Here is a 13,437-nt window from a genome sequence, read left to right as displayed (position 1 = left end):
GTCAGGCCTCGTCGAGGATCGTCTGGACCCGGCGCAGGTCGGCGGTGATCTCGTCGGCAGAGCGGTGGCGCGTCACCGGGTGGACCGTGAGGCCGGACAGCTCCCCGCGGGCGCGCGCCATGAGCTCGCTCTGGCCCCGGACGCGGGGGTTCCACGTCGCGCCGAGCACCTGGTACCCGATCGCCGCGAGCGACTGCTCCATCCGCCGGTACGGGGCGACGGCCACGGGCGCGTCGGCGTGGGCCCGGGCAGCCACCCGGTCGGACTCGAGGAGCTCGACGTAGAGCTGCTTGCAGTGGTCCAGGTGGGCGGCCATGCCCTCGTCGGTGCGGGTGCGACGCTCCGCGAGGTCGGCGAGCACGTCGTCGAGGGCGAGCACCACGCGGCGGGCGTGGGCGCGCAGCAGGAGCTCCGGCCGGCCGAGACGGCTGGAGACGACGAGCACGACAACGGCCGCACCGACGCCGATGAGGGTGTCGACAGCTCGGTCGAAGACGATCGTGTCGGGGTCCATGCCGGTCACCGACTCCGAGATGAGCAGGGCCAGCGGGGTGAGGAAGACAACGGCGAGCGCGTAGTTGCGCGTGATGAGCAGCTCGACGACGAACTGGAATCCGATGATGATCGCGATGATCCACCAGTGCGTGGGGTCGATCCGCAGCAGGAGGGCGAAGACGACGAGCCCCGCCGCGGTGCCGACCGTGCGCTGGAAGGCTCGGTGGAACTGCACCGATCGGGTGCCGCCGGTGTGGACGATGATCACCGCGAAAGCCGCCGCCCAGTAGGCGTGGGCGTTGTCCAGGGCCAGGGCGACGCCGCCGGCGACGAGGGTCGCGGCGGCGACCCGAGCGGCGACGAGGAGGTCCTCGCTGGGCCAGCGCAGGGCCTGCCGCATCGACCACGCGGCGCGGGGGCGACCGAGGGAGACCTGGCGGACCCTGGCCGCCTCGTGCAGGGCGAGCTCGGCGGTCACCTCGGCGTCGGGGCCGTCGACGGCCCGGGAGACGGCGCTGGCGTAGCGACTGTGCACGCGCTGCAGCCGACCGCCGAAGCGGTCGTCGGAGCCGCCGTCGGTCACTGCCGTCCAGGCGTCGTTGAGCGCCCGGGCGGCGCTGCGGCGCGCAGCGGGGATCCTGGCCGGGTCCCCCTCGTCCAAGTAGGCCTGGACGACGTGCTCGGCGTGGGTCACCGCGGCGTCCTCGACGCCGTGGGCCCGGAGCCAGAAGTCTGAGGTGCCCACGACGATCGCGGACAGGACACCGATGCCCGCGATGCCGAGGAGGGTCGTGGCCGGGGTGCCACCGGTGGCCGCGAGGTTGCCGATGCCGCACACGAGGGCGAAGAAGAAGCCCCCGGGTGGGCCGATCTGGAGCGTGTAGGTGAGCATCGCGGCGACCGTGGCGGCGAGCGCCATCGCGACGATCGCGAGGACGGCGTGACCGGCGAGAGCGATCCCGAGGGCCATCGCGGCCAGCAGTCCCAGCCCCGCGAGGGGCGTGATGACGAAGCGACGGCGGACCGGGGCCGAGGCGCCGTAGAGCACGGCGAAGACGCCCATGCCGGCGAGGAAGGCCTGCTGCGGGTGACCGGCCACGGTGAACCCGATGAGCGGCAGGGCGACGGCCACCGCTGCACGCCCGGCGATCCAGCGGCGCTGCGGTCCTGGGTTCCAGCGGACGAGCGGATGCAGGTACTCGCTGACCACACCGGCCATCAGGCCAACCTCCCGCTGCTCCACTCTGCCTGCACGACGTATCCCAGAGAACGGTAGACCCCGCGCGCCCGGGCGTTGTGCGAGTACATGCCGAGCGTGCACCACCCGTGCTCGGCCACCGCGACCCGGGTCAGGTCGGCGGTCACGGCCCGGCCGAGACCGAGCCCGCGCGCGGCCGGGACGACGGTGATGCCGGCCAGGACGGGGGCACCTGAGGACTCCGCCTCGCAGCAGCCGACCGCCAGCAGCGCGCCGGCGTCGTCGCGCACCCCGACCCACCGCTGCCCGGGGCGGGCGAAGGGCTGCCCGTCGGTGCCGGGGTTGTGCTCGTCGAGCAGGGCCTGCACCTCGTCGCGGTCGGCGAGGGGCAGCTCGACGAGGCCGCGGGGCGCGACCACGGGGATGACCTCGGTCGTCGACATGAACTCCCAGCGCGAGGGCGTGGCGGCGATGAGGCCGAGGTCCTCGGCCGTTCGCGGCAGGGTGACGGCCCGTGCTCCCTTCGCCCGCGCCTGCCCCGACCACGTGACGAAGGGGGCGGAGCCCACCAGCTCGCGGAGGAGGGCATCGTCCCCGCGGAGCATGAGGGAGATCCCGTGCGTGTGGGTGGGGCGCACGAAGGCGACGGCCCAGCGGCCGTCACGGCGCAGCCCGAGGGCGGCCTGCTCCACGCTCGGGGTGGCCTCGGCCCGCACGGCCGGGTCGTCGGAGGTGAAGGTGAGCAGCCGGTCCATCGGGACCTCGGTGGGGGTCGTCAGGGCGGGGTGTCTGCTCACCGGGATAGCGTGCCACCTGTGGTTCCCGACGATCTCTTCGCCTCCGCCCAGGACGACACGGAACCCACCGGCGCCGACCTCAACGCGCCGCTGGCCGTGCGGATGCGCCCGCGCACCCTCGACGAGGTGCGCGGCCAGGGCGAGGTGCTGCGCCCCGGGTCGCCGCTGCGACGGCTCGTGGAGGGCAGCGCCAATGCCGTCGCCGGGCCCATGTCGGCGATCATCTGGGGCCCGCCCGGCACCGGCAAGACGACCCTGGCGCACCTCGTCGCGACGGCCGCGGACCGGGACTTCGTCCAGCTGTCGGCGGTGACCGCGGGGGTCAAGGACGTCCGGGCGGTGATGGAGCGGGCCGCGACCAACCGGTCGATGTACGGCCGGCAGACGGTCCTCTTCCTCGACGAGATCCACCGCTTCAGCAAGGCGCAGCAGGACGCACTGCTCCCCGGCGTCGAAAATCGTGAGGTCGTGCTCGTCGCGGCGACGACGGAGAACCCCAGCTTTTCGGTCATTGGGCCGCTGCTCTCCCGCTCGATCCTGGTGACGCTCGAGTCGCTCACCCGCGAGCAGGTCGGCGAGGTGCTCGATGCAGCCCTGGTCGACGAGCGCGGGCTGGCCGACGGCTACGACCTCGCCGACGACGCCCGGGAGCACCTCGTCGCGATCGCCGGCGGTGACGCGCGTCGTGCCCTCACCTCGCTCGAGGCGGCGGCGGGGGTGGCGAGCGACGACTTCCCCTTCGGTCGTGAGATCCCGGAGGAGGGGATCCCGCTCACCCTCGCGCACGTCGAGCAGGCGGTGGCGCGGGCGGCGGTGCGCTACGACCGCACCGGTGACCAGCACTACGACGTCGCCTCGGCCTTCATCAAGTCGATGCGCGGGTCGGACGTCGACGCCGCTCTGCACTACCTCGCCCGCCAGCTCGAGGCGGGGGAGGACCCGCGCTTCATCGCCCGACGGATCGTCATCTCGGCCTCGGAGGACGTCGGCATGGGCGACCCGACCGCGCTGCAGACCGCGGTCGCGGCGATGCACGCCGTCGCCCAGATCGGCATGCCGGAGGCGCGGATCATCCTCGCCCAGGCGGTCGTCCACAACACGCTCGCGCCGAAGTCCAATGCGGCCTACACCGGGATCAACGAGGCGGTGGCCGACGTGCGCGCCGGCAAGGTCCAGGCGGTCCCGCCGCACCTGCGCGGGTCCGGCTACACCCAGGCGTCCGACCGGGCGAAGGGGGCCGTCGGCGGTGCGAAGGTCGAGGGCTACGTCTACGCGCACGACCAGCCCGATGGGGTCGCCGCCCAGCAGTACCTGCCCGACGATCTGCACGCCGAACTGGCCGACCGGTCGTACTACCGGCCGACCGATCGCGGCTTCGAGGCGCGGCTGCAGGAGCGGTGGGCGTGGTTGCGGGGGCGGCTGCGCGGCAAGGGCTGAGGAGTCAGGCCTCGCCCGTGAGCTCACGGACCCGCGGGACGACCTGCTCGCCGTAGATTCGGATCGAGGACATCCGCAGGTCGTGGGGCAGGCGGCCGTTGCTGTATTTGAGCTGGAAGCGGGTCGCGCCCAGCGTGCGCAGCGTCGTCGCGATCTTGCGCGCCACGGTCTCGGGGGAGCCGCAGTAGACCGCACCCTCCGGGGTGAGTTGCTGACGGGCCTGCGCCTCGGTCATGGGTGGCCAGCCGCGCTCGGCGCCGAGCTTGTGCATCTGCTCGACGAAGTACGGCAGGTACTCCTGCGCCGCCTGCTCGTCCGTCTCGGCGACGTGGCCGGGCGAGTGGACTGCGACCGGAAGGCCCGGGTGGCCGGCCTCCTCGCAGGCGCGACGGTAGAGGTCGGCGAGCGGGGCGAACTGTGCCGTCGCCCCACCGATGATCGCGATGACGATCGGCATGCCGTAGCGGGCCGCGCGCACGACCGACGCGGGCGTGCCGCCCACCCCCACCCACGTCGGCAGGTGACCGGACGCGGTCGGCGGCATGATCCGGTCGACCTCGACCGGCGGGCGGGTGCTGCCCTGCCAGCGGACCGGCCCCTCGCGCAGCACGTGCGCGAGGAGGTCGAGCTTGTCGGAGAAGAGGACCTCGTAGTCCTGCAGGTCGAGGCCGAAGAGCGGGAAGGACTCGACAAAGGAGCCGCGCCCGACGGTGATCTCGGCGCGCCCGTGCGAGAGGCCGTCGACGGTCGAGAAGCGCTCGAAGACCCGGATCGGGTCGTCGGAGCTCAGCACGGTGACCGACGTGCCCAGGCGGATCCGCTCGGTCGTCGTCGCCAGGCCGGCGAGGAGGGTGTCGGGTGCGGAGACGGCGTAGTCGGGGCGGTGGTGCTCGCCGACCCCGAAGACGTCGATGCCGAGGGAGTCGGCGAGCTGACCCTCCGCGAGGACCTCGCGGATGACGGTGGCGGCGGGCAGTGGCTGCCCGTCGGGACCGAAGGCGATGTCGCCGAAGGTGTCGAGACCAAGCTGGAGATCCATGACCCCATCCCAGCACGTCATGGGCCCGGGTGATGTCGATGCATCTGCTCAACCCCCGTGACCTTCTTCGTCAGTCCGGGCGCGTCCCCTCTGGCCGGTGGCCCCGACGTCCGCCCAGACCTCGGTGAGCTCCCCAACCAGACCGTCCCGAGCGGTGATGAAGCTGGCCACCTCGAAGGCGACGGGCGCTCCCTTCGCAGTGCCCGTGACGTGGCAGCGAGCCACGGCCCGGTCGGCTGACCCGACGAGGTCCTCGACGAACATCCGGTCGAACCCCGGGTACTCCGCGTTGAGTCGGACCCAGCCCTCCCGGTCGAAGGTCTCGCCGGTGTGCCCGAGCCGGCAGACGAAGTCCTCGTGCAGCAGGGCGGGGAGGTCCTCCCAGCGCCGATCATCGATCGTGGTGCAGAGGGTCTCGAGGAGCGTCGTCGTGTCCAGGGTCGGACGTTATGCGGCTGCACCGACAACCTCGGCGACGGATCAGCGAAAGAACGTTGTCGGTGCTCGCCCGTAGTGTTCCGTCATGGACCTCACCGCACCCCTCGACACCCTCGACGCCACCGGCGTCACGGGGATGATCGAGCGTCTGCGGGAGCTCGGCGGTCCGGTCGACGAGGCGGAGGCGATCGACGAGATCGCAGCGCTGGAGCGGCTGAAGTCCGCCGCCGCAGCAGCCCAGGCCAGGGTCACCGCAGCCCTGCGTGAGCGTCGCTTGGCGCGCGAGATGGATGCCGGGATGCCCGCCGCGGAGCGGGGCCGCGGGTTGGGGGACGAGATCGGCTTGGCGCGCCGTGAGAGCGCGACGCTCGGCTCCCGCCACCTCGGTCTGGCCCGTGCGCTGGTCGCCGAGTTGCCCTGCACCCTGGCGCACCTCGCCGCGGGGACCGTGAGCGAGTGGGGCGCGACGCTCCTCGCCAAGGAGACGGCGGTCCTGGACCCCGACGACCGCCGGCGGATCGACGCCGAGCTCGACGACCGCCTGGCCGACATGACACCGCGGCAGATCGAGCGGGCGGCCCGTGCCCTGGCGCTGACGGTCGACTCCCGCGCCATCGCCCGTCGCCGAGCGAGGGCGACGGCCGACCGGCGGGTGTCGATCCGCCCGCAGCCCGACACGATGGCCGTGGTCTCCGGGCTGCTGCCCGTCGAGCAGGGGGTGGCGGCGTGGGCCGCCCTGAGGCGCGATGCCGAGGCGGCCAAGGCTGCCGGGGACGACCGTGGCCTCGGACAGCTCATGGCGGACCTCTTCGTCGAGCGCCTGACCGGGCAGACGGCCGCCGATGCGGTGCCGGTCGAGGTGCAGCTCGTCATGTCGCCCGGCAGCCTGCTCGGCCTCGACGACCTGCCGGCCGCGCTGCCTGGGCACGGTCCACTCCCAGCCGGGCTGGCCCGTGACCTCGTCCTCGGGGTCGACGGCGCGGGAGATGGCGGTGCGGGTGACGGCGGCGCGGGTGACGGCGAGGTGTCGGGTCGCGCCTGGCTGCGGCGCATCTTCACCGACGACGTGGACCGCGTCGTCGCCACCGACCCGCATCGGCGTTCCTTCCCGGCCTCGCTGCGGCGGCTGCTGCGCGTGCGTGACGGGGTGTGCCGCTTCCCCTTCTGCGATGCCCCGATCCGGCACGACGACCACGTCGTGGCGGTGGCCCTCGGAGGTGCGACGACCGCCCACAACGGGCAGGGGCTGTGTGCCCGGCACAACCTCACCAAGGCGCGGCCGGGATGGCGCTCCCGCCCCGGGGCCGCCCACGCGGTCGCCGCCCGGACCGCCGGCACCGACGCCGGCGCTGCTGCGGTGAGCAGCACGCCCGACGTCGTCACCACGACCCCGACGGGGCACCATTACCGCAGTCCCGAGCCACCGGTGCTCGAGCGGTTGCCGGACGCATCGCCCGCTCTGCCCGACGCGTCCACCGCCGAGGCTCGGCTGGCGTCGCTGCTGCCGGGCGCGTGCCGCGACAGGCCGGGCCGACGACGGCGCCGGGCCGGCGTGCACAGACCCGATGTCCACCGACCCGACGTCACCATCGAGTTGCTCGACACCGGGTGAGCGGCGTCAGACGGGGCGGGTGCCCTCGGGAGGTGTGAGCCCGAAGCTCCAGGGTGGTTCGCCGACCACGAGGTCGCTGCTGCCGTCGCCCGCGAAAGTCCATGACACGGCGCGACTGGGGCGGCAGACTGCCCACATGTCCGAGCACACGATCGTCGAGCATGCCCGGGTACTGCGTCAGCACCTGACGCAGTACCCGCCGACGGAGGGCTTCCACCTCGTCGACGTGCGCGCCGAGATCGGCACCGAGTCCACGACGGGGGACGAGGTCGCCGTCGCCTTCAGGTGGCGGCGCAACCCGCACACCTTCGTCGTGCGGTTCGGCCGGGACCTCCAGGGGCCGTACAGCGACCACGAGGCCTGGCCTGAGGGGCAGGATCCTCTGGAGGCGTGGTGCGAGGACGTGCAGTTCTGGCTCATGGAGGAGCTCGACACCGGCCTGCTCGCCCGGGCCACCCGGCACAGGGAGGGCGAGGCGATCGTCCTATCCTCTCCGTCGACGACGATCGAGGACGAGGACGGGCTGTGGGTCAGTGATGTCCCGCAGTACGCGCCCGAGGTCCGCTGGCACCCGGGGCGCAGAGTCCGGTTGCCATGGCGCACGCGCCTCAGGGTGGCCCCTGGCATGCTGCTGGCGGTCCTTCGTGGACGGTCCTTCTCCTTCGGGTGGCTGGCCGACGTCGACACCGAGGCCGAGGCAGGTGACGGAGCGAGTGACGGGAGCTGGTTGGCAGGTGCCGGCCTCGACCCTGGCCGGGTGCGCGCCATCCGCGCCGAAGGACGCCTCCTCGTCTGGCTGCAGCTGCTGGGCAAGGACCTCGCTGACGGACCCGCTGGGCAGTGCGCCGTCGTGACCTGCCCGGAACAGGACGTGGCGTGCACCGAGGTGCTCGAGCTCTCCGAGGACGCACCGCACGATGCTCGTCAGCGCATGGTCGACGCCGCCGTGCACGCTGCGGCCGACCTCGGCGTCCGAACGCTGCTCGTCCCCGGTGACCAGGGCGGCCACGAGGCCGTCGACACCGCGCTGTGCTGAGGCCGGGCACCGACCGGTGGGTAAGGTGGGGGCCATGACCGTGCCTCTCGGATGGCCGCGCCGGACCACCGCGCGGCGAGCTACCTCGGGGTCGGCCCGCGCCTGACGCGCCGGTCGCCCCCTTCGCTCCTGCCCCGAGAACCCCACTGCACCACTGATTGGACGCGAACACCCATGGAAACTGCCGAGATCCGGCGCCGTTGGCTCACCTTCTTCGAGGGCAAGGGACACGCGGTCGTCCCCTCCGCCCCGCTGATCCACGAGGACCCCAACCTCCTCTTCGTCAACGCCGGCATGGTCCCCTTCAAGCCCTACTTCCTCGGCCAGGAGACGCCCGCCTGGACCCGCGCCACGAGCGTGCAGAAGTGCGTGCGCACCGGTGACATCGACGAGGTCGGCAAGACCTCGCGGCACGGCACCTTCTTCCAGATGAACGGCAACTTCTCCTTCGGCGACTACTTCAAGCGTGACGCCATCGCCTTCGCGTGGGAGCTGCTCACCACCCCCCAGCCAGAGGGCGGCTACGGGCTGGACCCCGAGCGCCTGTGGGCGACGGTCTACACCGACGACGACGAGGCCGAGCAGCTGTGGCTCGAGCTGACCTCGATCCCCAAGGAGCGGATCGTGCGTCGCGCCGAGGCCGACAACTACTGGTCGATGGGCGTGCCCGGCCCCGGTGGCCCGTGCAGCGAGATCTTCTACGACCGCGGCGAGGAGTACGGCCGCGAGGGCGGGCCGGAGGTCGACGAGGACCGCTACATGGAGATCTGGAACCTCGTCTTCATGCAGTACGAGCTCTCGGCCGTCCGCTCCAAGGCGGACTTCGACGTCGCCGGCCCGCTGCCGGCGCAGAACGTCGACACCGGCATGGGCCTGGAGCGGATCGCGAGCATCCTCCAGGGCGTCGACAACATGTACGAGATCGACGAGGTCTACCCGGTGCTGGAGAAGGCCGCCGAGATGACCGGCCGCACCTACGGCACCCAGTCCGGTCAGACCGCTGGCGACTCGCACCCCGACGACGTCCACCTGCGCGTCGTCGCCGACCACGTGCGCTCCTCGCTCATGCTCATCGGTGACGGCGTCACCCCGGGCAACGAGGGTCGCGGCTACGTCCTGCGCCGCATGCTGCGCCGTGCGGTGCGCGCGATGCGCCTGCTCGGATACGAGGACCCGGCCCTGCCGCACCTGCTTCCTGTGTCGATGGAGCGGATGAGCGCGTCCTACCCCGAGCTGCGCACCGGCTTCGACCGGATCGCGCAGATCGCGTACGCCGAGGAGCAGGCCTTCCGCCGCACCCTCGCGCAGGGCACGACGATCCTCGACACCGCGGTGAGCCGGACCAAGGAGAGCGGCGGCGACATCCTCGCCGGGGAGCAGGCCTTCGCCCTGCACGACACCTACGGTTTCCCCATCGACCTCACGCTCGAAATGGCGGCCGAGCAGGGCCTCAAGGTCGACCGCGACGGCTTCGTCCGCCTCATGGACGAGCAGCGCCAGCGTGCCAAGGCCGATGCCAAGGCGAAGAAGGGCGGACACGCCAACACCGAGGTGTGGAAGGACCTGCGTGCGCTCGGCGCGACCGACTGGCGCGCCTACGAGGAGCTGACGACCAGCGGATCGGTCGTCGGTCTCGTCCGGGACGGCTCCCGGGTCGAGGAGCTCGAGCCGGGCCAGACCGGTCAGGTCGTGCTCGACCGCACGAGCTTCTACGCCGAGTCCGGTGGGCAGATCGCTGACTCCGGCATCATCGTCGTCGACGGAGCGCGGCTGCTCGTGCGCGACGTCCAGCGCCCGGTCAAGGGCCTGGTCGTCCACACGGTCGAGGTCGCCGACGGCTCCGTGCGCGTGGGCCAGGAGTCCTCCGCGCAGGTCGACCCGCAGTGGCGCATCGACGCCTGCCAGGCGCACTCGGGCACCCACGTCGTCCACGCGGCGCTGCGCCAGGTGCTCGGCCCGTCGGCCCTGCAGTCCGGCTCCTACAACAAGCCCGGCTACCTGCGCCTGGACTTCGCGTGGAACCAGTCCCTGTCCGCCGACGCCCGTGCCGAGATCGAGCACGTCGCCAACCTCGCGGTCCGCGACGACCTGCCCGTCTCCGCGGACTGGATGACGCTGCCCGAGGCGCGCGAGCGTGGTGCGCTGGCGCTCTTCGGCGAGACCTACGACGAGCAGGTGCGCGTCATCGAGATCGGCGGCGAGTGGTCGCGCGAGCTCTGCGGTGGCACCCACGTGCGCCACTCGAGCCAGATCGGCGCGCTCACCCTCACCGGTGAGTCCTCCGTCGGCTCCGGCGTGCGCCGCCTCGAGGCCTTCGTCGGCATGAACGCCCTGCAGCACCTGGCGACCGAGCGCGCGCTCGTCGCCGAGCTGTCGAGCATCGTCAAGGCTCCGGCCGCCGACCTGCCCGAGCGCGTCGGTGAGCTCGTCGCCCGCCTGCGTGAGGTCGAGAAGGAGCTGGACAAGGTGCGCCGCGAGCAGGTCGCGGCCTCCGCGGGCTCCCTCACCGACGCCGCGAGCGACGTCGTCGGCGTGACCTACGTCGGCGTGCACGTCGCCGGTGGCGCGCCCGACGACCTGCGGCAGATGGTCACCGACACCCGGGCCCAGCTGGGCGAGGAGCGGCCGACCGTCGTCGCACTCACCGGCGACGGCCCCGGCAAGCCGGTCATCGTCATCGCGACCAACGAGGCCGCCCGGGCGAAGGGGGTCAAGGCCGGCGCTCTCGTGCGGGTCGCGGCCCAGGTCCTCGGCGGCGGTGGCGGTGGCAAGGACGACCTCGCGCAGGGTGGCGGCCAGGACGCCACGAAGGTCGAGGACGCACTCGCAGCCGTCGAGCGGGAGATCGGTGGCTGACCCCGGCATGCGCCGCGGGGCCCGGGTCGGCGTCGACGTCGGCGACGCCCGGGTCGGCGTCGCCTCGAGCGACCCTGAGGGGTTGCTCGCGACGCCCGTCGAGACGGTGCCACGTGATCTCGAGCACGATGCCGACATCGACCGGGTCGTCGAGATCGTGACCGACCTCGCCGCGATCGAGGTGGTCGTCGGGCTGCCTCGCTCCCTCGACGGGAGCGAGGGGCCGGCGGCCGCCAAGGCCCGGGAATGGGCCACCCGCCTGCGTTCGGCGCTCCAGGACGCGCCGATCGACAACACGCCGGTCCGCCTCGTGGACGAGCGGCTCACGACGGTGGATGCTCATCGGGGCCTGCGGGACAGCGGTGTGGCCGGTCGGCGCCATCGGGGCGTGGTTGACCAAGCGGCAGCAGTCCTGATCCTGCAGACTGCGCTGGACACGGAGCGCGCAACCGGTGGACCCCCCGGGGAACGGGTCGGTCGGCCGCGCCGACGCACACCGCGGAAGGGCACGACAGCATGAGTGAGCTGGACGAGGACATCTTCGACCAGGGCCGGTCTCACCGGGGCCACACCCGACGACAGCGCCGGGCACGGGACACCCGTACCGACCGACGGCGAGGTGCGGGGTGCGTGGCGATGGTGCTCGCCGCCGCGGTCGTCGTGGCCGCGATGTTCTTCGCCTTCGGGTCGCTGCGATCGCTGATCCCCGGCGCGGGGGAGAGCACCGACTACGAGGGCACGGGGCACGGCAGCGTCGAGGTCGAGATCACCTCCGGCATGGCGGGGTCCCAGATCGGCGAGACGCTCGTCGAGGCCGGCGTCGTCAAGTCGACGAGCAGCTTCACCTCCGTCGCCCAGTCGCAGCCCGACAAGGCCTCGGCGATCCAGCCGGGCACGTACTCCATGCGCAAGGAGATGTCCGCGTCGAGTGCCTTCGACCGGCTCCTCGACCCCAAGGCGCGGGTCGCCCGGGGGATCACCCTGAGCGAGGGGCTGTGGCGCTCGGAGATCTACACGAAGCTCTCCGAGGGCACCGGTGTCCCCGTCGCGGACTACGAGAAGGCCGAGAAGTCGAGCGACCTCAAGCTGCCCGACGAGGCCGAGGGTGACCTCGAGGGCTGGCTCTTCCCCTCGACCTACGAGTTCGAGAAGGGCACGAGCGCCGTCCAGCAACTCAACCAGATGATCACGATGACGACCGACCAGCTTACCGAGGCCGGCGTCGCCCGCAAGGACTGGGAGCGCACCCTGACCGTCGCCTCCATCGTCGAGGGCGAGTCCGGTGCTGCTGACCGCGGCAAGGTCGCCCGGGTCATCGAAAACCGCCTCGAGGACGTGGACGGCCCGACCGTCGGCATGCTCAACATGGACAGCACCGTCCACTACGTCTTCCAAGAGCGCGGCAAGGCCGGGACGACCGACGAGATGCGCGCGAGTGACAGCCCGTACAACACGTACAAGCACACCGGGCTGCCGCCGGGGCCGATCAACAACCCGGGCGCGGAGGCCATCAAGGCAGCCGGTGACCCGGACGAGGGCGACTGGCTCTTCTTCGTCACCGTCAACCCCGACACGGGCGAGACGAAGTTCGCCGAGACCCAGCGCGAGCACGACAACAACGTCAAGGAGTTCCAGCAGTGGTGCTCGGACAACCAGGACCGGTGCTGACGCCGCTGCACGCGGGTGTCCTCGGCAGCCCGATCGACCACTCGCTGTCCCCGACCCTCCACCGGGCCGGGTACGAGGCGACCGGGCTCGCCGACTGGCGGTACACGGCCCACGAGGTCGACGAAGGGGGGCTGGCCCCCTTCGTCACCGGCCTCGACGTCATGTGGCGCGGGCTCAGCCTGACGATGCCGCTCAAGGTTGCCGCCTTCGACGTGGCCGAGTCGGTGACCGACACGGCCCGCCGGGCCGGTGCCATCAACACGTTGGTGCGCACCGACTCGGGGTGGGCTGCCGACAACACCGACGTGCACGGCGTCACGGCGGCGCTGGCCGAGGCCGGGGTGGCCGACCTCGAGTCCGCGACCGTCATCGGCTCGGGGGCGACCGCACGGTCGGCCGTGCTCGGACTCGTGGCGCTGGGGGCCCGTCAGGTGACCGTCGCGGCCCGCACCCCGGAGCGGGCTGCCGCGCTCGCCGACGTCGCCGACATCGAGCTGCAGGTCGTGCCGCTGCAGGAGTGGGCGAGCACGGGGGACCGGGCGGTCGTCTCGACCGTGCCGGCGGGTGCGGCCAATGCTGCCGCCGGCGAGCACGCCGGGCGCGACCTCACCGGGACGGTCCTGCTCGACGTCGTCTACGCCGACTGGCCGACCCCCCTCGGCCGCGCCGCGGCCACGCACGGGGCGCACGTGGTCTCGGGCCTGGAGATGCTCGTCCACCAGGCGGCGCGCCAGTTCGAGCTCTTCACCGGTGAGCCGGCACCGGTGGCGCAGATGCAGGCCGCGGGTCGGGCGGCGCTGGGGGAGAGCGGTCACACCCCGGACGCGTGACGGCATGGCCCGGGCGGGATGGGAAGATGCC

At 72.5% G+C, this 13,437-nt stretch carries 11 protein-coding genes; 7 read left to right on the top strand and 4 right to left on the bottom strand.

The annotated features are described in order from the left end of the window. Position 1: 1 nt before the first annotated feature. Together AB4Y78_RS06545 and AB4Y78_RS06540 are read right to left on the bottom strand one after the other, a co-directional pair. Positions 2 to 1,714, bottom strand: coding sequence for an FUSC family protein (locus AB4Y78_RS06545; protein WP_387356208.1), 1,713 nt, complete (start codon positions 1,712 to 1,714; stop codon positions 2 to 4). Then, a complete protein-coding gene (locus tag AB4Y78_RS06540) occupies positions 1,714 to 2,490 on the bottom strand; it encodes a GNAT family N-acetyltransferase (protein ID WP_387356206.1) in 777 nt (258 codons plus the stop codon). The genes AB4Y78_RS06545 and AB4Y78_RS06540 overlap by 1 nt, the downstream gene beginning before the upstream one ends. Positions 2,491 to 2,508: 18 nt before the next feature. Between AB4Y78_RS06540 and AB4Y78_RS06535 the strand changes: the two genes are divergently transcribed. Then, positions 2,509 to 3,927, top strand: a complete 1,419-nt coding sequence (locus AB4Y78_RS06535; RefSeq protein WP_387356204.1) for a replication-associated recombination protein A — start codon at positions 2,509 to 2,511, stop codon at positions 3,925 to 3,927. Positions 3,928 to 3,931: 4 nt separating this feature from the next. Here the strand turns inward: AB4Y78_RS06535 and AB4Y78_RS06530 are convergent, their stop codons facing one another. Both AB4Y78_RS06530 and AB4Y78_RS06525 read right to left on the bottom strand, forming a co-directional pair. Continuing rightward, positions 3,932 to 4,966, bottom strand: a complete 1,035-nt coding sequence (locus AB4Y78_RS06530; RefSeq protein ID WP_441715088.1) for an LLM class flavin-dependent oxidoreductase — start codon at positions 4,964 to 4,966, stop codon at positions 3,932 to 3,934. Between the two features lie 48 nt (positions 4,967 to 5,014). Beyond that, positions 5,015 to 5,404 (bottom strand): nuclear transport factor 2 family protein, encoded by a 390-nt coding sequence (locus AB4Y78_RS06525; protein WP_387356244.1) that lies wholly within the window; start codon positions 5,402 to 5,404, stop codon positions 5,015 to 5,017. Between the two features lie 85 nt (positions 5,405 to 5,489). Between AB4Y78_RS06525 and AB4Y78_RS06520 the strand changes: the two genes are divergently transcribed. The 6 genes from AB4Y78_RS06520 (at position 5,490) to AB4Y78_RS06495 (ending at position 13,406) form a co-directional block, all read left to right on the top strand. After that, the gene (locus AB4Y78_RS06520; protein ID WP_387356200.1) at positions 5,490 to 7,016 is read left to right on the top strand and encodes an HNH endonuclease signature motif containing protein; all 1,527 of its coding nucleotides are present in this window, start codon (positions 5,490 to 5,492) and stop codon (positions 7,014 to 7,016) included. Between the two features lie 136 nt (positions 7,017 to 7,152). Then, a complete protein-coding gene (locus tag AB4Y78_RS06515; RefSeq protein ID WP_387356198.1) occupies positions 7,153 to 8,052 on the top strand; it encodes a hypothetical protein in 900 nt (299 codons plus the stop codon). Between the two features lie 174 nt (positions 8,053 to 8,226). Continuing rightward, on the top strand, positions 8,227 to 10,908 hold the full coding sequence (gene alaS / locus AB4Y78_RS06510; RefSeq protein WP_387356196.1) for an alanine--tRNA ligase: 2,682 nt from the start codon (positions 8,227 to 8,229) through the stop codon (positions 10,906 to 10,908). A 7-nt stretch (positions 10,909 to 10,915) separates the two neighbouring features. Further along, the gene (gene ruvX, locus AB4Y78_RS06505) at positions 10,916 to 11,428 is read left to right on the top strand and encodes a Holliday junction resolvase RuvX (protein WP_007928253.1); all 513 of its coding nucleotides are present in this window, start codon (positions 10,916 to 10,918) and stop codon (positions 11,426 to 11,428) included. Then, positions 11,425 to 12,576, top strand: coding sequence for an endolytic transglycosylase MltG (gene mltG, locus AB4Y78_RS06500; protein ID WP_007928254.1), 1,152 nt, complete (start codon positions 11,425 to 11,427; stop codon positions 12,574 to 12,576). Before ruvX ends, mltG begins: the two co-directional genes overlap by 4 nt. Next, positions 12,570 to 13,406: a shikimate dehydrogenase gene (locus tag AB4Y78_RS06495; protein WP_387356194.1), complete on the top strand. Its 837-nt coding sequence runs from the start codon at positions 12,570 to 12,572 to the stop codon at positions 13,404 to 13,406. The genes mltG and AB4Y78_RS06495 overlap by 7 nt, the downstream gene beginning before the upstream one ends. Positions 13,407 to 13,437: the final 31 nt, after the last annotated feature.

The organism is Janibacter sp. RAF52 (genome assembly GCF_052114035.1).
In the GTDB taxonomy this organism is placed as follows: Bacteria; Actinomycetota; Actinomycetes; order Actinomycetales; family Dermatophilaceae; genus Janibacter; species Janibacter hoylei.
The sequence above is the reverse complement of the archived record's forward strand: the minus strand, read 5'-3'. Positions and strand labels throughout refer to the sequence as shown.